Here is a 20,628-nt window from a genome sequence, read left to right on the forward strand (position 1 = left end):
TTCCCGGGCTTCGGCTTCGTAATGATCTCGTGGAGCGCCCATCGCTCAGTATGATCGTATATTCGATCCCAGCGACGCTCGTGAACCCGATAGATGTAATATCGCCACTCCCATTTGGTGTGACATTCCCTTTGTGAGATTGATGGGGAGAGCAATGAATTCTTGTCCATATTCACGTCTGTTCGAAGAGTAGTCTCAATTAAGTAACGGATACCGGCCTAGAATGAGAGATGACCCTGTCCGGTAGTGTTAGAAGTCAGAGTGAGTCCGGGTGGTCGTGATAGATCCACTACTGAATGGTATGGCCGATACAGATCGAATGGGTGACCCATTCGTCCTGTCCCCCGGTGTGCGCCTCGCCAGTCACGGTACCGGGCGGGGCGTCGCAGAAGGCACAGCCAGTGAGCGTTTGCTGCATCACTCGTTCTCCTCGCCGGCGTCGCGTGCGGCCGTCCAGCCACGGTGGAAGATGGCCAGCTGCGTCGTCGAATCGAACGCGACGCCGCTGGACTCCCACCAGTAGGAGGCACTTCACTAGGCTTGACTCCGCCCGACGTGAGCCATTCCTCGTCTATCATCTCCACAAAGCAAGATGATTCGGATGGGCCGGCTCCCGCTACGACTCAATAAGTTGCTTCTGGGGAAGGTACTCTATGATCTCTTCTGCCGTCCGGCTGATCCGTCCAAGCCGTTCACGAACGATCTCGGGATCGTCCGACTCCCACGCAGCCAGGTAGAACGCCGACCCACTGGTGTCGAGTCCACAGTACCGCCCGACGACGTACGCGACGGCTTCGGCCTCGATCTCTCGTTTCGATCGCTCGGTGTCGTCGTCGACGTCGAAGTGGAGTAGGGCGTGGGCGTACTCGTGAATCAACGTCCCTGCAACACCCGTCTGATTCGGTCGATCGAGAACCTCGACGAGCGGCTGCGCGTCGTAGAGAGACATTTTCTCACAGACGCCTTTCGCATCACCGTGAGACCACTCCGTTTCAGGAACAATTCGTACGGTGACGCCCAGTTCTGTAGCGGCGTCGAGTAGCGCTGGAACGAGGTCGTCGGCGTCGCCTGTCGCGGCCGTTTCCAACGTTGGAAGTGGCTCGCCCTCCGTCTGAGAGACGTCAAATACGGACGCAGGCCGGAACCCGACGAGACCTTTCGACCATTCGTCGGCTGGCGTCTCATCGTAGTCACACTCGATGTTTGCGTGGTAACTTGGTGCGTTCCCACATTCGGGACATTGTTTCGCGATGATCGGTGCCCAGATCCAGATCGCCTGTTCGCCTTCCTGGACGTGCCGATCGAACTCTTCTTGCCACGATCGATATCCCGCTACTCGAGTTGCCTCGGGACACTGCTGTTTGATGAGGAGCGTGTTCCGGTAGGAGTAGTCGTGAAACCGACTCTGGACGTCGAGCCACTCTTGGAACTCCTCGCTAGCCTGCGCGTCGTCGATGCCGGCGACGAGGTCGTCGATCCATGATTCGATCGTGCTGTGCATCTCGCTCTTTCGGGTGTCAGTCTCGTCGAACGAAACTGACGAATCACTAGTTGTAGCCATTGGAACACCACGACGCTTCTCGTCATCTCGAGGAGCGCCGCGCCCATCAGGCGCACAAAAAATTCTCCGTCGCCGCGCTCCCGGATTATCTCTTCGAGGAGTCAGAGACGTGAGCACATGCTGTATGCTTGAGCACATCGTCCGATTTCGATATGCACACCGATACTTCATGATCCCTCGTCTGAGGAGCCTATACCGTAACGTGGGCTGACTCGAACTCGGACACTTGTTCGCGGACCGTTTCATTCTCCACCGCGATCTTCTGTGGGTCGTCGACGTCGTTCGTGCGCAGACGGTCGGCCGGATCGACGATATCGACCGTCGTGTTGGTCAGCAGTGGCGATTCCGTGGGTGCATCCGTAGAGCCGTCACTGCTGCGATACCGTCCGTAGAGAGGGCAAACAACGCGACGACCGCCCGTCAGGGTGTTCAATAGTAGAATCTAGATTAAGATAAAGACTGATTCACGCTTGCGGTCCGTAACGGACCGATCTACAGACTTGGCACGTCCAGATCGGAGGACCATCCCACTCCGTTACAACTGACGTTTCATTCATGTCTACCCTATGCTCGGTTGTCTTCTCACAGCCTCGACACTCGAGAAATTCGCGTGTTGGGATATCGATGTACGAATTGGCTGAGTCCGTGGATTCGCGATCCCTCTCGAGAGCCAGGACTGGGACGAGCCACACATCGTCGTCGACGTCACGCAGTAGATCGATTACAGACTGCTCTGTACGCATACCGCTGCCGGTTTCGTCGTAGAGATGCGTCTCGAGTGCCCGACCGTCGATCGCCTCTGACTGTTCGAACGAGCGACTCCGGAATTGCGCCATCTCGAGGAGTTCTTGTCCGCCGGATGTCGAAACGGGAGCCGCCGGCGGCAGGCTGGGCCAGCGTCTGGTGAGTTGGGGTGAGAGGTCTTCGCGGAGATCGTAGATGAGCGTGCAGTCGTCGACGGTTGGTTCAGCGTGGTTCGAGGCGAGCAGACTGGCCGCTGCCCCGCCCTTCGCGATGGCGCCGAGAAACGATCTGGACTCTACGAGCATGTGGACAACGCCGACGAGGCTCCACGTCGTCGACGGCGTCTCCGTGTCCGCTGCATCCTCCTCGAGGTGTTCTGTGAGACAGAGACGACACTTCTTCTGTCTCGGTGGAATCGGTATTCCACAGGATCGGCATTTACTTCGAGTATCGCTCGCAGGGTCGGGATACCCGTATGGATCGTCCATCTCGTCTCCATACCGTCGATCGGCATCGGTGAGTCGATCGAGTTGATGGTCGGGTACCTGGCTGGCCTCCCCGAGGGGACGGAGATCCTCGTAGTCTGAGTGTCGGTGAGTCATTGGTTCGAACAGGGATCCCTTCGTTTCCGTATATAAACGTTCGTCAGCGAGTACAAGCCGGTGACTCGTGTGATGGAGGGTCCTACTCCGGGAGTTCCTTCTGACAGGTTCGGAAGCACTCCCAACAAGGAAAGTCGTTGTCGACGTCCTCACAGTCACACTGATGGGCTTTTGTCTCGTCGATGCGATCGGAACGGAAATAGCTCCGATGGGTTACGACTCCACCGTCGGCGACAAGTCCCATCTGCATCGCGACGTCGAGGATGCACGGGCGAATCGCAATGGCGACCCGATGCTTGCAGGGTCCGTCGTACATGGTGTCCGCGGGACACTCACAATGAGTCGGGATGCCGTCGACGACCGTGACTCGGTACTCGTGCTCGGACGGGTTTGCGTGGCTCTCGTTGCGAACTAGGACATCGCCGTCGAGGAGCGAGAACACGAACGCCTCATACTGGGCACGTTTCAGGATACGGTTCGATGGGTCGAGTTCCTCGAGAGGTGTACGAGTCATGTGGTGAATGCGACGTGATTCAGCGCGCCGCACCCTTCAGGCGCGAAAAAATTCTGTGGCGGCGATCGATTTGGGGATTATCGTTCCGGCTTCCATCAGTAGACAAACGCACGTTGTGGATAGTACGACAATCCGGTCGCCGGTACATCTATCCGGGTGTACTGCTTCACGTGCCGTAAGATGGATCGCCGCCGCTTCAGCATCTTTGCGATCGTCGTCCTCGTCTTCCTGGCTGGCTGTGGAGGCATCGTCAGTGATGCAACACCAACGCCTGACCAACCTACCGAGGGCACTCAAACCACCACTGAGCCCACTCCACCGCCATCGTCGCCAGATGAGCCGAATGAGTCGAACGGAACGACACCAGCAAGCCCGAACGGAACGCTAGCTGTCCACTTCATCAATGTCGGGCAGGGGTCAAGCACACTGATCGTCGGTCCAACCGGAGAGACGATCCTCATCGATTCCGGGGATTGGTCGGATGACGGCGAGGACGTTCTCGCGTATCTTGAACGGCATGACGTCGATCGAATCGACCATCTCGTGACGACCCATGCCGATGCCGACCACATTGGTGGTCACGCAGCGATCATCGAATACTACGAGACACAAGCAGATGGAATCGGTGCGGTATACGATCCGGGAATCACGTCCAGTTCACAGACGTACGATCGGTATTTGGACGCCATCGAGGAACACGACGTCACGCTGTATGAAATCCGTGCCGGCGATCAGATCCTGATCGACAACGTCGATGCACAGGTGCTCGCACCGCCGGAGGGATACATTGCGAATGACGATCGAAACGAGAACAGCATCGTCATCAAGTTGGACTTCGGGCAATCGAGTTTCCTGCTTCCGGGAGATGGAGAGTCCGAAAGCGAGGAGTACCTCGTTAACGAGTATGGATCGTCGCTGAATGCGACCGTGTTGAGCGCCGGCCATCACGGGAGTCAGTCGAGCTCGAGTGCGGAGTTTCTCGACACGACGTCTCCACGTGTCACCGTTATCTCTAGCGCATACGACTCCCAATATGGCCACCCACACGAGGAAGTCCTCCAGCGGCTCGACCAACGGTCCATCCGTACCTACTGGACTGGAACCCATGGGAACGTCCGGCTGGTGAGTAACGGATCGGCGATCACGGTCTCGACCCAGCAGGAGGGACCAACAACTGCGAGTGACCTTCGCGACGGGGCTGCGATCGACCCTGGAGCCGACGCCGAACTGGAAACTCGAACCGTTATTACTGCAACCGGGACGGCGACAGCACTCCCAGATAGTGGATCGTCGACTCCTGAAACTCGAACACCGACGTCGACGGACGAATCTACCACAACTCCAAGTGCGGATCCAGACCATGGCTTGTCGATCGTCGAGATACACGAGGATGCCGAGGGCAACGACCACGAAAATCTGAATGACGAGTACATCGTGTTCGAGAACACTGGCGACCAGACGATCGATCTGGGTGGTTGGACAGTGAGCGACGATGCAGGCTACACCTACACGTTCGCGGATGGATACTCACTCGAGGCGGATGCCGACGTGACCCTACACACTGGGAGTGGGACGGATTCGGACGATCAGTTGTACTGGGGACGTGACAGGGCCGTATGGAACAACGGTGGAGATACAGTAATTGTGCGGGACGAGGAGGGCGACGTCGTCCTCGAGGAGGTATACGAATGATTGAAGACGGAACGTACATCGCGGTCGTCGATCGGTTTGAGGACGATACAGCGGTTCTGCTACTCGAACAGGACGGGGACACCGTGGACGAGCTGCTCCTTCCGAAAACGCAGCTGCCAGAGGGCGGAACGCACGTCGACGCCGTAGTGACTGTCACGATCGCCGATGGAACGGTAAACGACATCACGTACGAACCCGACGAAACGGCGGCGCGATCGACGCGTGCACAACGCCGGTTCGACGATCTCTCTGAGCGACCTCCATCGAGGGAGGACGAGTCGGACTAAAGGGCAATTTCGGGTTTAACCAACACCCGCGGGGTTCGGGACTGTGTGTTGGTTAAAGCACAGATAGGAGGCTTTGTTGAAAGCCTCATCAGTTGATATGGTTCTACACTCCAATCACTCAGTCTAGGTGAATCGCGGATCGCACTATCCGTCGAATCACCCACGATCTGTCAAGAGTACCGTGCGAGATGCAGAACGTGAAGTCTCCGTTCTCTGTGGAAGGTCATATGACTCATGAGCCACCGGTTGTGTTCAGATAAGTTGATTCCATTCGAAGACGAACGGTTGGAGCCAATTTTCGGCGATGCTTGCTTCGGTGTGGCTGAAACAGTTTGAGAACTGGTTGGTTCGCTGTTTTAGTTCTCTGAAGATACGTTCGACACTGTTCTGATCACCGTGTATTTCGTATCTGTAATCAAGATCGTGTCGGTGAAGTGCTGCTTGCAGCCATGGTGCAGAATCGACGAGATGTTCCTCGCGGAATTCGGCGAGAAACATCTCAGTAATCGCATAATTTCTCGTCGTAAAGAGCTGGACGTGCAGCAAGCGGTTTGTGTCGGGAACGACCGCTGCATCCAGCCAGAACCGTTCGTTATTCAGCTGGGTCACGGTTTCGTCAACCGCGACGTGATCCGGATCGGCACCATCAATCGGCTGTAAATCGACCTTCTGTACCCAGTTGTGAACAGTCGAGCGACAGCGATCGACACCCAACCTATCGAGAATAGTAATGGTATCCGAAAGTGATATTTCTGCCAAATGGAGTCGGATACCGAGCTTCGTCGCGGGCTCGGGTGTCCCCTCTCGCTCCACAAAATCTAACTCGATGCAATCGATACCTCCGTTGAGGCGTGCGATTTCGAACATAGAGCACTCAAAGATCGCACCGCCTCACTCTTCATCCTTATCTGAACACTGCCACTGTGTTGGGTTGTGTAGCTTACATCTTGAGTATATCCGGTAGCGTTAGTTCGGTGTCGATCCCGATCGCTTCGGCTGTGAATGTTGGGAATTCGCCGGTAGTGGAGAGCACCTCGATACCGTCTTTGGTTGCGAGGATGGTGTCCTCGGTCTTGACACCCTTGACGGTCGGATTCCAACCATATGTCATCGGTAGTTCGACGGGCGCATCGTGGCCCGGAGTTGCTATCCACTCTCGTGACGCGTAACCGAGCGCGCCCCCTTGGTGGTGGTTCTGCCACTCGTTTCTGTAGCCGAGTTTATCGTACGCGACCTGGATCGTTTCGAACACGTCGCCGGCGCTGCCTCCATGGATACCTTCTCGCCATGTCGCAGCAGCCATGGTTGCTGCTACTCTACTGAGATCTTCGTATCGATCTTCGAGCCAGTAAGGTGCATCGTCAAACTCGACCGTCCGTGTGACTGCAGCGTTGAGCCCGTAGCGAGTACCGACGACAGTCAAGACGGCGTACCCGCCGACTTTGGTGTCCGTTGGGGTGAAGTGGCGGTACTGCTGGACGCGCTTTTCTCCGCCAACGAGAACAACGGGCGACTCGATCTTCCGTTGATGGAGGGCGTGTGAGAGCTGGGCCGCTAGGTCCACTTCCGTATCAGTCGGCGTGGCATCTAAAGCCACTTCTTCAACTGCTTCGGCCGTCTCTCGACAAACCGTTCGATATCGCTTGACGTCACTGTCGGTTAGCGGTTGAGTCAAGACTGATCGATCGACCCGGGACAAGTTTCCACACTCGAAATCAGCAGCTGCAGGTGTGGCCGTGTTCTCCGTAACCGCCTCTTCTAAGCTCCGCTCATGCCAGGGGTATTCAACGAGACGAACATTGTGGTCGATCTCCTCTTTGAGAAGCCGTTGTCCCTCTATATTTGTGGTGATGACTGTGATGTGCTCTCCGTCGTAGCCGGCGGCGGCGATACCTGTTGCGCCTTCACGTACGATTAGATTACTACCGCCGGTAAGCCAGGCGAACATAGGCGGCGTCGCGAACCATACTGTTTCAAGGTCATTCGTCGCGAGATACGAGTCTAACCGGTCCAGTTTAGTCTGTTCGATCATATATTTATTTTCTTATCGATATCCTCCTGTCTCTTCAAAGCTGATTGGGAATGATGTGATCATATGACGGCAATAGAGCACAAAAGGCTAGTGTGCTTAGTATCCTTTCATGCCGCCGCTGGTGAGACCTTCAACAAGATAGCTCTGGATAATCGCGAACAGTATAACGACGGGGAGCATTGTGATCGTTGCTGCCGTAAGGACTGCACCCCAGTCTACGGTATTCTGTGACTGAAAAAGCTGTAGAGCGAACGGAAGCGTACGTGTTCCTTGAGAACGTGAGATGATGGAGACAAACAGATAGTCGTTCCAAGAGACGATAAACGTATAAAATGCGGAAACGGCGATTCCCGGCAATGCGAGTGGAAGGATGATGTGGAACAACGTCTGAATATCTGAACAGCCATCCATTTTAGCTGCATCATCAAGTGCCGTTGGAATGTCGTCGAAATAGCCCTTCAATAGCCACGTGACGAAGGGAAGTGCGATAACGGTGTGTGCAATAATGATTCCAACGTATGTGTCAATAATATCTAAATTATACATAATAACGAAAAACGGTATCAGGATGAGGACTCGTGGAAGCATTTCCGTTCCCAGATAGCCGAGAATTAGACTCCTACGTCCCGGGTAGTCCATTCGACTGATGGAATAACTGGCGAACGTTCCTGCACCTACTGAGAGGATCGTCGTTCCGGTCGCCACGATAGTGGAATTTAAGAAATACGTTCGGAACTCCCCTCGAGTGATCACCTGTATCCAATGTTCCAAAGTGAATGATTCGATAGGAATCAAGATCAGCTGTTGACTTCTGATTACCTCGGAACCCTTGAACGTTGAAAGCACGAAGTATAGAATTGGGAGCAGTAGGATGCTGTAATATAGAGCTAACGCCGCGTAGATGATCACGCCGCGTTTTGGTCCGACTTCATCTCCGAGCCATCTGTCGAATTTGTTTACTAGGGTCATTATTCGCTAGTCTCCAGTTTAACGTAGACGACGGTAAATACGAACATGATCACGAGCATAACAGTCCCTACTGATGCCGCGTATCCCAACGCATACGATTGGAATGCTTCCTTATACACGTACGTTGGGAGTACCTCTGTGCTTTGGTATGGACCACCTCCAGTGGAGAGATAAACGAAATCGAAGTTATTGAATGTGAATATGACGTGAATCACGATCATTATCATTGATGTGTAAGAGATGTGTGGGAGCGTGATATATCGAAATTTCTGAAGTGTACTAGCACCGTCGATACTAGCAGCCTCATAGTAACTCTCTGGGATGGCTTGCATACTTGCCATGAGGGCGATGGCGAAGAATGGTGCATTTCGCCATACATGCATGAAGATTATGAGTCCGAATCCTGTCCCCGGTTGACCAAACCAGTAGGTGGTTGGGAGTCCAAACTGTTCGAAGATTACGTTAACAACTCCAAACGGATATTGAACTAGAAAATTAAATATTATAACGGTAACGATAATGGGAAGAACCCACGTAACCATCGTTACGCTCCTGAAGAATTTGATTCCTGGCACCTTCTGTTTTAGTACGAGTGCTAGTCCCAGCCCTGCTAGATATTCAAGTGAAACGGCAACGGAAGTCAGGATAACAGAATTTCGTAGCGATTGCCAGAATAATGGGTCGCCGTACATTTGGCTGTAGTTTTGGAGGCCGATCCAAACCGCGTCTTCGGGATTCAGAAACGATTTGGTGTAGAAACTCATCCAAATCGCCTCAAGTGTTGGATAGACCATTATTACTCCCAGCAGTACGGTCGCTGGAAGGACGAGTGCGTATCCCAACCACGTCTCTCGAAGAAATTCCAAAAACTGATCTTTGTATCCGGTCTCTTCAGGTTTTCCTGTTACAATGGACATATTAGATAGTTAGTTCCGGTGGGGGCTAGACTTCGAATTCGTTCTGTGCAATATCCTGTAGTGTAGAGTGGAACTGCTCCGCTTCGTTATAGGGATCGGACTCACCGTAAGCGACGCGCTGCATGGAGTTGTAGAGTGCCTCCCTCGTTGAGCCCCAACTGACGAACGCGAGAGCTGTCCCGGTCTCGATGATCTCGGTGAAGGGTAACCAGTCTTCGTCGTCCATGGTGCTTTCTATGTCCTCGTGAATCGGCGTTACCCAGTTCCCAGGATCGTTCTCGGCAAATAGTTGGAATGATTCCGTACTCGTGTAGATATCCAGGGCCTCCCACGCTGTATCCATATGCTCCGAATGGCTATTGAGTCCTGCCCATTCAACTTCGAGATATGTTCCTCTCTCAGCACCTTCTGCGTGTGGAAGATGTGTTACTGCCGTATGTTCGTTGAGGATCGTCTCGGAGTTCGGGCCTGCATCAGCCTGCGATGACCGCACCCATGGCCCATTTGGACACATTGCGAAATTACCTCGTGCATACGCTGAGTCCAGTTGTTCGTACCCCGTCCCGATACTGTTCGGATCCGCGACCGGATTATCAACGGCCCATATCTGATAGTACCAGTTATCGAAGATCTGCCCCAGAGTATCCGCACTTGGGACGACTGTCCACGAGTCGCCGTCAACTTCATAGAGAGCATCGGCATGTTGATAGACGTGTGAGATCCATTCCTGAAATCCACGAATGTCACCGGCTGCGGTAACATTCTTGTATCCGGCCATGTCCTCCTCTCCTTGATTGATCTCTCGACCGATCTCGTGGAGCTCCTGTGCCGTCTCTGGTGGTTCGAAACCATACTCTTCAAGGATGTCCTTCCGATACAGAAGCCCGCGACCGTTCCCATCCAACGGTAGTCCATAGAGTTGGTCCTGATAGCGAAGGGCATCTATGGAGGAGTCAATAAATCCATCGTAATTATCCTTATTCTGAACAGATTCGTCAAGTGGTTCCAGCAGGTCAGCCTTAGTATAGTCACTGACGTGGGAGAGAACCCCCTCGATCAAATCAGGAGTTCCGGTCCGTGCACCGGTAAGATAATTTTGTCGTAAATCTTGATACTGGAAGGGGACTAGGTCTATCGAAACGTTCAGTTCCTCTTCAACCGTCTGAACGTACCATTCGTTCCACGGGTCCAGTATTTCGTCATCAAAGAATGCACTCCAGTATGTGAGGGTTGTTCCACCTTCGGGTGTACTACCATTACCTGTTTCAGTACCGTCGCTAGGAGTACTATCATCGCCGTTGCCACCACCACCGGCACAACCAGCGAAAGCCGCTGCTAATCCTGTACCTGCTAATCGAAGATAATCACGCCGATCGGTATCGTATGGCATGTAATCACCAATTATCCCGGGTGTATATAAATTCACTTGTTAGATTCGAACACATGATTAATATATCTAATGTATGATGCTATCTGGTTCATCCCCCAGATTCGTTTATCAAGAACTTGTGGAAGTGGAAGGAAACGTTCTATAGGGAATCAACTGGTGAGAGGGACCTCGTCGCCGGGAGACTGCCTACGATTATAAACCGCCTTGCCAGTTTGAGCATCGAAGAGGTGTAGTTGCTCCTCAGGAAATAGAATATTCACTTCCGTGTTCTCCTGTATCTGTATTTCACCGGAGACACTAGCTGTGACGTGATTATCTCCGATATCAAAATAGATATACGAAATATCCCCCATCGGCTCGATCACGTTAACTGAGATCGGAATGGAGTTTTCCGTTGATTGTGAGGTGAGTTTAATGTCCTCCGGACGAATTCCGAGCGTAAATTCATTCCCTTCTTGTAACTCCGTGAATAGTGAGTCTGAGATCTGGTATTTGAACTCCGGATGTACGAGCGTCCGACCATCCAATTTCACGTTGAAAAAATTCATACTAGGTGACCCTATAAATCCAGCAACAAATCGATTTGTGGGCTCATGGTAGCACTCTAGGGGTGTCCCAACCTGCTGTACTTTTCCTTTATTGAGGATGACGATACGGTCGCTCATCGTCATCGCTTCGGTCTGATCGTGAGTGACATAAATTGTAGTAACGTCCAGAGTTTGCTGTAGATTTTGGAGTTCAGTACGCATTTCCGTCCGAAGTTTCGCATCAAGATTACTGAGTGGTTCATCCATCAGGAATACCTCGGGTTCGCGAACGATTGCCCGTCCTAGTGCGACACGTTGTTGCTGTCCTCCCGAAATATCGCTTGGTTTTTTTCCAAGTAGATCTTTAATCCCCATCATCTCGGCTACCTCAATGACCTTCTGATCGATTGCCTCATCGGAGAGCTCGGTTGTCATCTTCAGTCCAAAGGACATGTTCTCACGGGCAGTCATGTGAGGATACAGCGCATAATTCTGGAATACCATCGCCATATCCCTGTCCATCGGGGGACTATCGACGACCGATCTATCATTTAGTTGGATGTCGCCTTCGGTGGGAGACTCTAGTCCTGCAAGGCATCGGAGGGTAGTTGATTTCCCGCAGCCAGACGGCCCTACGAGTACAATGAATTCTCCTTTTTCAATCGACAAGTTCATCTCCTCAACTGCCACGATCGGACCATCTTCCCCCTGAAACTCCTTGGAAAGATCGATCACATCAAGATGTGCCATGGGTTCTCTTGTCAGTATACATTCCCCATATAAATAAGTTATTTACCCGTCAGAAGGAGAGGTCTCAATCTTAGTATACCGTACTATCACAGTAAATGTGAACAGTATAGGTATCTCGGTACACCATGTTCATAATTCCAGACAAAACATCCATTGACTCGTTAAGGTCGTTGCAGCACGCCATCTCTAGTACATGATGGAAATGATCAACCGCATCGCTGATCTCGTCTGTGACGCGGAAAACACCCGCTTTCGAAATATGTGGTCTAAAGTTCCGTCTCAGTCGATATATCCCTCACTGTGATAGCGTCCGGGAAATACACGGTAGTTCATGGCGGAACCGATACTCCTCGACACGATTAATTTCTTCAGTAACACTCTGTAATTGTCTCGGTAGCTCAGATCTAAACCGATGATGGCTCATACGCTCAGTAGGCGCGGAGATACTGACTGCGCCGAGGAGATCGTCGGATTCTCCGATCAGAGTGGTTGCGATACAGCGTACCCCCTCAAATTGTTCCTCGTTATCGAACGAGATACCACGAGATCGGATACGTTCTAGTTCCTTGTAGAGTTCGTCCGGGGACGTGATCGTGTTGGTAGTTAACCGTTCTAGGCCCCGTTCATCAATAATGGCCTCGGCTTCCGCCTGCGGGAGGGCCGCTAGGAATGCCTTTCCAGCGGCGGTACTATGCAGGTACTCCATCATTCCCATATGCGTGTGTGGCTCCGTCACATTCTCTCCGAGCGACTGGTACAGCGTGAGGCCATAGCCGGAATTCTCGACGATCAAACGAACCGTCTCGCCGGTCTTGTGAGCCAGTTCATCCACGTCTGCCCGTCCCATCTCAAAGACATCTTCGCACTTGCGCGCGCGTCCGCCATAGGTCAGAAAGCGGACTCCGAGCCGATACTGACCGTCAATTTTAGCTAAAAAGTTCCGCTGTGCTAATGTCGTCACGTGGTGATGAGCCGCACTCTTGGAAATGTCTAGTGCATTGGCGATCTCGGTGACTCCAATTTGGCCGTGTGTATGTATCACCTCTAATACGTCGAACGCAGTTTCAACTGATTTGATCGTACGTGGTCCCTCGTTCTCGGTGCTCATACCCCACTTGTCGTCTTTCCAAAGGCATAATCCTTTTGTTGATAACAAACACGGAGAGAATATCAATCCAAAAGCTGAGAAGAATGGGGATGTACGTCGGAGAATACTAGCGAGATCGGTCGACGATACTATCGGTCCGTAAACACCGAGAATCGTGGACAGCGCTTTCTCTGGCCAGGAAACACAAAATAGATTCAGATTGACATGAGACGAGGATAACGTCTCGAGTGTAGCTGACTATCGTTGAGTGAAGTCTTATCGAAGATCTCTCATCGGAAGTATTGACACAGATGACCGACGTTTCGGTCGTTATAGTAGGTATCCTTCTCAGCCGCCTACTGACTATAACCCCGATACGGATGTTGTGTGACCAAGTGATCAGTTCGTCGCTATGGACTGAGCGGATTCCTCAACTAGTTGATCAGGGAGATAGTCGGCGTTGGCAGCGAGTAGATCGTCGACCATGTCGTCGATCTCCTCGAGGGAACAAGTGGCAGCCGTGAGTGGATCGAGTTTGACTGCCTGTCGGAGTGCGTCCTCGTCATGTTCGAGTGCAGCTCTAACAGCCAAACGTTGGACGTCGATGTTTGATCGATTGAGTGCAGCCAGTTGTGGGGGCAGTTTGCCAACTGTACAGGGATTGATGCCACGGTCATCGACCAGACAGGGGACTTCGACACAGGCGTCAGACGCCAGATTCGCAATCGCGCCCTCGTCGTTACGTACGTTGATATTCATACGGCGGGGCTCCCCCGTCTCGATCGAGTGAATGATCCGTGAGCCGTATTCCTCCGATCGCTCAATTTCTGGTTCGATCTCGGAAGTATCCATCTCGGCGGCCTCTTGCTGGTACTCGCACCAGTGCTCGAAGTACTGTCCGGTTGGCATCCAGTCGACGAAGTACTCCTCGTAGTTCTCCTCAACGATAAACTGCTCAAGCGTCGCCTCGTCGGTACGAAAGTATGGGATGTACTCGCTCATATGGTGGCTGGATTCGGTGACGAACGCGTCGAAATGACGCAGAATCTCGAAGCGAACGTTGTCCCGATTGTAGATATCCCGCTCATTTATCGCTGCTCGTAGCGTCGGATAGACGCTCTTTCCGTTGTGTTCTGCCTCTAGGAACCATGCCATGTGGTTGATGCCCGCCACCTTGTACTCTAGTTCTTCTTTAGGAACCTCGACATAATTAGCGATGGCCTCAGCAGTATGCTGAACGCTATGACATAGACCAACGATATCGATTTCGGTGGCTTCGTCGACAGCCCAGCATACCATCGCCATGGGGTTGGTGTAGTTCAGCAAAAGTGCATTGGGGCACAGTTCTTCCATATCATGGGCGAGATCAAGCATCACGGGTGCGGTGCGCAACAGACGAAAGATACCACCGGGGCCGAGAGTATCTCCAACCGCCTGTCCGACACCGTACTTCGCAGGGATCTGGATCTCATTTTCGAACGGTTCACGACCTCCGACGTGGATCATGTTAAGCACGTAATCCGCGTCTTCTAATGCTTCTTCGCGTTCTGTTGTGGATTCAATCACCGCTTCGACGTCGTTGTGTTCAACTACTGCGTTCGCTGCAGTAACAGTCCGATCAAGGCGGTTCTGGTTAATGTCCATCAGGGACACTGTACATCCCTGTAGTTCTGGATACGATAGGATGTCACCCAGTAAGTTACGAGCAAAAATGACACTCCCCGCACCGATAAATGCAATCTTTGTCATGCGTCTCCCTAGTTTTATCCGGTCGTAATAAATAACAGTTTATAGTAAATTATTGCCGGTATTTGCTGTGCCCATGAACCTCGTGAATATTGTAACGTGTCTACACCGTGTTTGTTAATAGCGAACTCTACTGTTGTGAGGTTTGTTAACGGAAAACGAACTGGGCCGAGTCGGTTGAGCCGTCCGTAGAGTTCAAAAATCAAAGATATCAGGTATGTTGCGTCTCGTACGACCGATCATCATCTGAGTACTACAGTTCTTTCAAGTCGTTAACCCGGAGATGTGCTAACTCGGCAGTAAAGAGTGGGTCCTCGCACCATGGTCGGCATTAGCGGCGTAATTGATCGTGTCTACATAGTTTCTCTCAACAATACTACTTGTTGTTGGTTGTTTGTTTACTGCAAACTCACTTGACAAGCGTGCCAACTGTAGTGAACGATATCGCCGAGTAGGACACTGGTAACTTCAGAATGCTTGACCGGATTAGGCGGCCCAGATTATTACTATTGTAGCTCTGTAATGGCAAATGTTGGGCCAAAATCATGGTGGTGTTCAGATAAGCTGGTTCCATGCGAAGGCGTACGTTTGAAGCAGATTTTCGATGGTATCTTATTCGGCGTGGCTGAAACAGTTTGAGAACTGGTTGGTTCTCTGTTTTAGTTCTCTAAAGACACGTTCGACACTGTTCCGATTACCGTGTATTTCGTATCTGTAATCGAGATCGTGTCGATGAAGTGCTGCTTGCAGCGACGGTGCGGAATCGACGAAAAAGAGCGCTTCGTAGACGAGATGTTTCTCGCGGAGTTCGGCGAGAAACATCTCAGTAATCGCCTGAATTCTCGTCGTTAAGAGCTTGACGTGCAGCAAGTTGTTTGTGTCGGGATCGACGACGACGCACAGCGAGAAGCATTCGTCATTCAGCTGGATCACGGTTTCGGCAACTGCGACATGATCCAGATTAGTGCCAATGAGCGGCTGTAGATCAGCCTTCTGCACCCAGTTGTGAATGGTCGTTCGACAGCAATTGACACTCAATATATAGAAGATTGATATAGTATATGAAAGTGATAATACAGCCAAATGGAGTCGGATGCTGAGCTTCATCACGGGCTCGAGTGTCGCCTCTCGCTCTAGAAAATTTTAACTCGAAGCTGTCGGAACCTCTGATAAGGCGGGCGATCTCGAGCATAGGGAACTCAAAGATAGTTCCGCCTCACGTTTCATCCTTATCTGAACACCGCTGGAATGACGATGCAAATACATGAGTTCAGGGACATGGATGGTGACTTGTGGGACTACGATGGCGCACCTCCAAACCCCCCCACCCAGATGACGATGAAGATCCAGATATTGGGGTTGAGGCTGGTGAGAATGCTGAGCGTTTCGTAACGGGCTTTAATTGGGTTTTCTTGTGGTGGTACTATCTACCCAAGCGGTACTTTTCAGTTACTCTTAATGACAAGACCTAATCCATCAACCTCAGGCCGAGGCGGCAGTATATGTTATTGCTAGTCTGTCTGTTTGCATGGCGTAATCGGAGTTAGATATCCGTGATTCGACAGTTGACGACCTAGATAATTTGATAGATGATCGAGTGACGTGGGCAGTGGTGAGTATCGTCGTCGGATTCGCCGACAGCACGTCGACGAATTGGGAACGCATATGGAACTCACTTCAGTAGCAGGGGCAACACGGGAGACGAGTGTCGTCGGCTAAACACACACGATATCCGCATAGGTTGCGATACTGAATTTGCACCTTGCCACTCGCACGTCTATCGGAACATCCTTCTTTGCTGGTGGAAGACTCAACGATCAATTCGCAGTCGTCAGCGAATGGTCGTTTCACGCAATTTGGGTCTGTTGAATGAGTGTTCAACAGAGACACGATTCTCTCCTTCGCTAGAAACCCGTCGCCTATCTACGCGGTCTCGACGATCTCGTTCAATTCGTAGTATCGCGCTCGAAGCGTTATCGCGTTCACATTCGCCGCACCGGCGATCGCCTCCTGTGTCCGCAGGTCACCGAACTCCTCACAGGCCTTGTAGACACACCCAGCGGCGACGCCAGCAGGACTCCGACCGTTCGCGATTGCTGCCTCATCTGCGAGTGACGCAAGCTCTTGAGCTCGATGCCGAACGACGTCGTCGATAGCGAGTTCGGAGGTGATCTTCGGAACGTGTGACCGAGCGGTGACGATCGACGTCGGGAGTCCGAGTTCCGTATTCAACGTCTTGTACGCGGTCACCACTCGGGAGCGACTGACGCGCGCCACACTGACGACTTCATCCAACGTGATCGAATAATCGGCACATCGACAGGCGCCGTAGACACTCGCTGAGGCGATCGACTCCACCGACCGTCCACACAGCAGGTCCGCCGACTGGGCGCTACAGAAGAGCCGGCAGGCCTGATCACGGAGCGTCTCCGGGATGTCGAAGCCGCCAGAGATACGTCTTACCTCCTGGAGGCCACGCATCTGGTTCCGTTCCGCTTTCGATCCGAATTTGCCACGTCGATGTTCACGACGCAACCGGTTGAGCTGGCGACGCTTCTTCGAGGAGAGTTTCGTTCCAGTCGCATCAGTTCGGAACCCGATTTCCGTTGACAGCCCACGATCGTGGCGAGCCATCGTCCGTGGCGCCCCCGTCCGTTTGCGTTCCTCCCGGTTACAATACCGCCATTCCGGACCGCGATCGATGATCGTCTCCTCGAGGATGAGTCCACAGTCGTCACAGACGGTTTCGATCGACGTCGTCGAGACGCGACCACCGCACTCGGGGCATCGGTCCGTTTCTTGGTCGAACTGTCCATCCTCATCGGTCGTCGCAAAGATGTGTCTCGTTGCCATCTCAATCACTGATCGAGGGAGGTCACCATCTCGATGCTCCCCTCACCCCCATTTGGGGAGAAAAAATTCTCTGCGGGGCGATTCGGATCGGAGATCTGTGGGTGGAGCGGCGGCGTCTTGGACTACGTGACTCCGTCGGGAGTTACGATTCGACGGTATAGACCTCAGTCCGCAGATACACGACTCCAATACCCGTATAGATGAGGCCCAAGATCAGCGGGAACCACTCCTGTTGGAGGGCAAACATAGCTGCTTGTACAACTCCTACTCCAACCATCGTAAGTCCAATCCACGTCTTGAGACGATTACTCGCCATTTCCCTCGTCATCGTAGCCGGCCATCCGCTGTTGGGCGTCAGCGATCGCCTCGATAGCGACGACGAGCCGCCAGAAAAGGTAGATCACGATAAGGACGAGTCCAGGAAGCACTCCGAGTACCAGTTGGCCGACGATAACTATCGCATACGCCAGGATCAACGCGTACAGTACCACTATCGTGCCGAGCCAGGATCGCGAGAGGGCTGGCGAGGACCAGTGAGCCATAGAACAGCAAATAGACACGAAGAACTTTAGAATTACTTATACAGGCAGGTTAGGAACGAATGCACTCGCGATGAATGTGTCTGCGAGAAACAGCACATACGCAAAGCCGCCACTGAATTCGTGATCTTCGGTTCGGATCGGTGCATAGAGGTATGCAGTTAAGTTCAGTACCATTGGTGGATGACGTTCATTTCTCTTTGATTTTGGAGATCTTGGCCTTGTTTGGACGCGGAACAACAGTCTATTTCGTTCACCGGGCTCTGTAGAAATCCTCTTCTTCAGACAGATTCTTGCCTGAAACAGCCGGTCGATGAGCACACCTCAGCTAATGGCTGTTTCAGCCGATTTATATCTGAAGAATAGAATTTCTATATACTCTGATCCTATTATTTAGGCACTACACAGTTTGAACCGACGGAACAGCAGGTATTAGAGGAGTGTCATGTTGGTGTCTCGTACCGGAATATCAACCATTCGTGGATTGTTGCTACAAGGCTATCAGAGACTGGTTTCACCAGTGTGAGCACTTGTTCGACCCTGACTGCCAGATCGACAAGAGGTGGCGTCGACGAGACGAAAATCAACATTGACGGCTAGACTCTCTATGTCTGGACGGCAGTCAATTATCACACACTCGAAGTGTTGCACACCGATGTCTCTCCCGGCCGATCCAGTACCGATGCGTTGTTTTTTCTCCAAAAAGTGCTCAAGCGGTGCCACGTTCACCCCCTGATGCGGGCCGACCGTGGCTTCAAGCACCACTAGCCGCTGGAGCTGTTAGACTGCGACGCTGAGCGGGAAACGGGAGAAAATCGATCGCTCTCTGAAGCCTGGTTCGGTCTGTGAAATACCAAACTAGGCGCTTCAGGTACTGATTCCGGATGGTAGCTCCGCTGAATCAACCAGTTCGTAGATATGAGCCTTTGGCACTCTTCACAACACTCCCCTCTAAAGTTCACACCTATTAAACATAATTTTTCCAAAGGGTTAATATAGGTTTAGTTAGAAGTCCTATTACATGCCAATAGATGGCAATAAACTCGGGATAAGTGATCGAAGATCATACCTCAAGACACTTGGTAGTACTACCGCTGCAGCTTCACTCGGCCTGATAGCCGGCTGTACGGGCAACGGCGGTAATGGCAACGGCGGTAATGGTTCAACACCCGACGAGGAGCCGATCGATCAGGCGTTTTTATCCCCTGACAGTCTCGAGATCGATCTCTGGAGGGCGTTCCGAAACGGCATGCAAGAGGCGGCCGAAGACTTTGGTCTAACGAGCGACGCACAGGATCACGGTGGCCAACTCAGCGATCAGATCTCGCAAATCGAAGGCGCGATTACCAGCGGTGCGGACATGGTCGCCGCGACCGCTCCGAGCGACTCCGGCGTTCAGTCTCTCGCGGAGACCGCGGCGTCGGAAGGTGTGCCATTTTTCGAGTACTGGTCGATGGGTAAGTGGCTGCTGCCGTCGTCGATCGGACCGGAATTCGTCCAGTATCAGATACCAGAGACGTTTCACGCTGGAGCGATCCCTGCTCAAATCCTTTTCGAGGAAATGGGAGGGGAAGGCAACTACGTTATGATTTTGGGCCCTGAAGGCCACATCGGGTCGTACCGGAATCAGGGCGCCCGCCAAGCCCAAGAGGATTATCCCGATATTGACCTACTTGACGCAATTTACTCCGGCGGGTGGACCCGTAGACACGGCCGGGAGGTGATGTCATCATTCGTCTCAAACTACGGTGACGATATCGACGGCGTGTATGCTAACAATGGTACGCTCGGACTCGGTGCAGCCTCAGTTCTCTCAGAGAACGACATGGCGATCCCGTTCACCGGATTTGACGGTGCGAGTCCGAACATCGAGCACCTTCAGAACAACGGTCCTGACTCCGGCGAGCCGTATCAACTCCAAGAACAAGCTGCACCACCGTTCTGGCAGGGCGGCTGGTTCGTCGCGAAAGCCTGGGACTGGCTTCACGGATGGCGTCCTCGAATCCCAGAGCGGATGATGTGGGTCCGGACGACGACGGTTCTCAATCCCGGACTCGATCAATCGTCGTTTAGCGACATTGAAACCAGGTTCGCCACACCAGAAGAGTATCTCTCCGTCGCGTACAGCGACGGGCACTCCCCGTACGACTGGAAAGCAGCGTCAATCGAAGAGAGTGGTGACGACTGGGACCCGCAGCACGAACTCGTTCCGATCCGACAGTCCGAGTGGGAACAGCTCCAGTGGACCGAGGACAACCGACCGAGCGGACTCACGATCCCCGACGATTACGACAACGAACAGCTCTTCGACGAGGTCGAGGAGGACTACCGGTCCCGGAACGAAAACGGTATGAACCCATACCTGTAGTTGCTACTCCTCCAATAAGATGTCAATATAACAGAAAATTAAAAAAATCA

At 52.6% G+C, this 20,628-nt stretch carries 16 protein-coding genes and 3 pseudogenes; 3 read left to right on the forward strand and 16 right to left on the reverse strand.

Features of this window, described 5'->3' with window-relative positions; genetic code table 11:
- Positions 1 to 292 precede the first annotated feature (292 nt).
- The 5 genes and pseudogenes from ACFQE9_RS15220 to ACFQE9_RS02685 all read right to left on the reverse strand — a co-directional run.
- Positions 293 to 418, reverse strand: a pseudogene (locus tag ACFQE9_RS15220) (DUF7558 family protein); the annotation flags it as partial.
- A pseudogene (locus ACFQE9_RS15225) lies at positions 418 to 513 on the reverse strand (DUF8069 family protein); the annotation flags it as partial. The pseudogenes ACFQE9_RS15220 and ACFQE9_RS15225, both read right to left, overlap by 1 nt.
- A gap of 103 nt (positions 514 to 616) precedes the next feature.
- Entirely contained in the window at positions 617 to 1,561 is a 945-nt protein-coding gene (locus tag ACFQE9_RS02675; RefSeq protein WP_379739962.1) for an ImmA/IrrE family metallo-endopeptidase, read from the reverse strand.
- A 464-nt stretch (positions 1,562 to 2,025) separates the two neighbouring features.
- A complete protein-coding gene (locus ACFQE9_RS02680; protein ID WP_464384444.1) occupies positions 2,026 to 2,907 on the reverse strand; it encodes a biosurfactant protein 1 in 882 nt (293 codons plus the stop codon).
- An 82-nt stretch (positions 2,908 to 2,989) separates the two neighbouring features.
- Positions 2,990 to 3,421, reverse strand: coding sequence for an SWIM zinc finger family protein (locus ACFQE9_RS02685; RefSeq protein ID WP_379739885.1), 432 nt, complete (start codon positions 3,419 to 3,421; stop codon positions 2,990 to 2,992).
- A gap of 180 nt (positions 3,422 to 3,601) precedes the next feature.
- Between ACFQE9_RS02685 and ACFQE9_RS02690 the strand changes: the two genes are divergently transcribed.
- Positions 3,602 to 5,113: a lamin tail domain-containing protein gene (locus ACFQE9_RS02690; protein ID WP_379739888.1), complete on the forward strand. Its 1,512-nt coding sequence runs from the start codon at positions 3,602 to 3,604 to the stop codon at positions 5,111 to 5,113.
- Positions 5,110 to 5,400, forward strand: a complete 291-nt coding sequence (locus tag ACFQE9_RS02695) for a DUF3006 domain-containing protein (RefSeq protein ID WP_379739891.1) — start codon at positions 5,110 to 5,112, stop codon at positions 5,398 to 5,400. Before ACFQE9_RS02690 ends, ACFQE9_RS02695 begins: the two co-directional genes overlap by 4 nt.
- 252 nt (positions 5,401 to 5,652) lie before the next feature.
- On the opposite strand, the gene ACFQE9_RS02700 is transcribed toward ACFQE9_RS02695, so the two are convergent.
- From ACFQE9_RS02700 to ACFQE9_RS02750, 11 genes and pseudogenes are all read right to left on the reverse strand, one after another.
- Positions 5,653 to 6,267 (reverse strand): IS6 family transposase, encoded by a 615-nt coding sequence (locus tag ACFQE9_RS02700; protein WP_379739894.1) that lies wholly within the window; start codon positions 6,265 to 6,267, stop codon positions 5,653 to 5,655.
- 73 nt (positions 6,268 to 6,340) lie between these two features.
- On the reverse strand, positions 6,341 to 7,432 hold the full coding sequence (locus tag ACFQE9_RS02705) for a M24 family metallopeptidase (protein WP_379739897.1): 1,092 nt from the start codon (positions 7,430 to 7,432) through the stop codon (positions 6,341 to 6,343).
- A gap of 96 nt (positions 7,433 to 7,528) precedes the next feature.
- Entirely contained in the window at positions 7,529 to 8,401 is an 873-nt protein-coding gene (locus ACFQE9_RS02710) for a carbohydrate ABC transporter permease (RefSeq protein WP_379739900.1), read from the reverse strand.
- Positions 8,401 to 9,318, reverse strand: a complete 918-nt coding sequence (locus ACFQE9_RS02715) for a carbohydrate ABC transporter permease (RefSeq protein ID WP_379739903.1) — start codon at positions 9,316 to 9,318, stop codon at positions 8,401 to 8,403. Before ACFQE9_RS02715 ends, ACFQE9_RS02710 begins: the two co-directional genes overlap by 1 nt.
- Before the next feature lie 25 nt (positions 9,319 to 9,343).
- Complete coding sequence (locus tag ACFQE9_RS02720; RefSeq protein ID WP_379739906.1) at positions 9,344 to 10,708, reverse strand: ABC transporter substrate-binding protein; 1,365 nt, start codon at positions 10,706 to 10,708, stop codon at positions 9,344 to 9,346.
- A gap of 149 nt (positions 10,709 to 10,857) precedes the next feature.
- Positions 10,858 to 11,985, reverse strand: a complete 1,128-nt coding sequence (locus ACFQE9_RS02725) for an ABC transporter ATP-binding protein (RefSeq protein ID WP_379739909.1) — start codon at positions 11,983 to 11,985, stop codon at positions 10,858 to 10,860.
- 295 nt (positions 11,986 to 12,280) lie between these two features.
- Positions 12,281 to 13,093 (reverse strand): IclR family transcriptional regulator, encoded by an 813-nt coding sequence (locus ACFQE9_RS02730; protein WP_379739912.1) that lies wholly within the window; start codon positions 13,091 to 13,093, stop codon positions 12,281 to 12,283.
- A gap of 378 nt (positions 13,094 to 13,471) precedes the next feature.
- Positions 13,472 to 14,821 carry an alpha-glucosidase/alpha-galactosidase gene (gene melA, locus ACFQE9_RS02735; protein ID WP_379739915.1) on the reverse strand — a complete coding sequence of 450 codons (1,350 nt, stop codon included), beginning with the start codon at positions 14,819 to 14,821 and terminating at the stop codon, positions 13,472 to 13,474.
- Positions 14,822 to 15,430: 609 nt separating this feature from the next.
- Positions 15,431 to 16,010: pseudogene (locus ACFQE9_RS02740) on the reverse strand (IS6 family transposase).
- A gap of 731 nt (positions 16,011 to 16,741) precedes the next feature.
- Positions 16,742 to 17,671, reverse strand: coding sequence for a transcription initiation factor IIB (locus ACFQE9_RS02745; protein WP_379739917.1), 930 nt, complete (start codon positions 17,669 to 17,671; stop codon positions 16,742 to 16,744).
- A 305-nt stretch (positions 17,672 to 17,976) separates the two neighbouring features.
- Positions 17,977 to 18,213, reverse strand: a complete 237-nt coding sequence (locus tag ACFQE9_RS02750) for a DUF8066 domain-containing protein (RefSeq protein WP_379739919.1) — start codon at positions 18,211 to 18,213, stop codon at positions 17,977 to 17,979.
- 1,018 nt (positions 18,214 to 19,231) lie between these two features.
- Here ACFQE9_RS02750 and ACFQE9_RS02755 point away from each other — a divergent pair.
- Positions 19,232 to 20,578, forward strand: a complete 1,347-nt coding sequence (locus ACFQE9_RS02755) for a sugar ABC transporter substrate-binding protein (protein WP_379739922.1) — start codon at positions 19,232 to 19,234, stop codon at positions 20,576 to 20,578.
- Positions 20,579 to 20,628 lie beyond the last annotated feature (50 nt).

This window comes from Halopenitus salinus (assembly GCF_042662125.1).
GTDB classification, from domain to species: domain Archaea; phylum Halobacteriota; class Halobacteria; order Halobacteriales; family Haloferacaceae; genus Halopenitus; species Halopenitus salinus.

What these genes read in the sequence shown, in the direction of transcription:
- ACFQE9_RS02675 (WP_379739962.1), bottom strand. Translation starts at nt 1,561, where the DNA reads ATGGCTACAACTAGTGATTCGTCAGTTTCGTTCGACGAGACTGACACC.
- ACFQE9_RS02680 (WP_464384444.1), bottom strand. Translation starts at nt 2,907, where the DNA reads ATGACTCACCGACACTCAGACTACGAGGATCTCCGTCCCCTCGGGGAG.
- ACFQE9_RS02685 (WP_379739885.1), bottom strand. Translation starts at nt 3,421, where the DNA reads ATGACTCGTACACCTCTCGAGGAACTCGACCCATCGAACCGTATCCTG.
- ACFQE9_RS02690 (WP_379739888.1), top strand. Translation starts at nt 3,602, where the DNA reads ATGGATCGCCGCCGCTTCAGCATCTTTGCGATCGTCGTCCTCGTCTTC.
- ACFQE9_RS02695 (WP_379739891.1), top strand. Translation starts at nt 5,110, where the DNA reads ATGATTGAAGACGGAACGTACATCGCGGTCGTCGATCGGTTTGAGGAC.
- ACFQE9_RS02700 (WP_379739894.1), bottom strand. Translation starts at nt 6,267, where the DNA reads ATGTTCGAAATCGCACGCCTCAACGGAGGTATCGATTGCATCGAGTTA.
- ACFQE9_RS02705 (WP_379739897.1), bottom strand. Translation starts at nt 7,432, where the DNA reads ATGATCGAACAGACTAAACTGGACCGGTTAGACTCGTATCTCGCGACG.
- ACFQE9_RS02710 (WP_379739900.1), bottom strand. Translation starts at nt 8,401, where the DNA reads ATGACCCTAGTAAACAAATTCGACAGATGGCTCGGAGATGAAGTCGGA.
- ACFQE9_RS02715 (WP_379739903.1), bottom strand. Translation starts at nt 9,318, where the DNA reads ATGTCCATTGTAACAGGAAAACCTGAAGAGACCGGATACAAAGATCAG.
- ACFQE9_RS02720 (WP_379739906.1), bottom strand. Translation starts at nt 10,708, where the DNA reads ATGCCATACGATACCGATCGGCGTGATTATCTTCGATTAGCAGGTACA.
- ACFQE9_RS02725 (WP_379739909.1), bottom strand. Translation starts at nt 11,985, where the DNA reads ATGGCACATCTTGATGTGATCGATCTTTCCAAGGAGTTTCAGGGGGAA.
- ACFQE9_RS02730 (WP_379739912.1), bottom strand. Translation starts at nt 13,093, where the DNA reads ATGAGCACCGAGAACGAGGGACCACGTACGATCAAATCAGTTGAAACT.
- melA (WP_379739915.1), bottom strand. Translation starts at nt 14,821, where the DNA reads ATGACAAAGATTGCATTTATCGGTGCGGGGAGTGTCATTTTTGCTCGT.
- ACFQE9_RS02745 (WP_379739917.1), bottom strand. Translation starts at nt 17,671, where the DNA reads ATGGCAACGAGACACATCTTTGCGACGACCGATGAGGATGGACAGTTC.
- ACFQE9_RS02750 (WP_379739919.1), bottom strand. Translation starts at nt 18,213, where the DNA reads ATGGCTCACTGGTCCTCGCCAGCCCTCTCGCGATCCTGGCTCGGCACG.
- ACFQE9_RS02755 (WP_379739922.1), top strand. Translation starts at nt 19,232, where the DNA reads ATGCCAATAGATGGCAATAAACTCGGGATAAGTGATCGAAGATCATAC.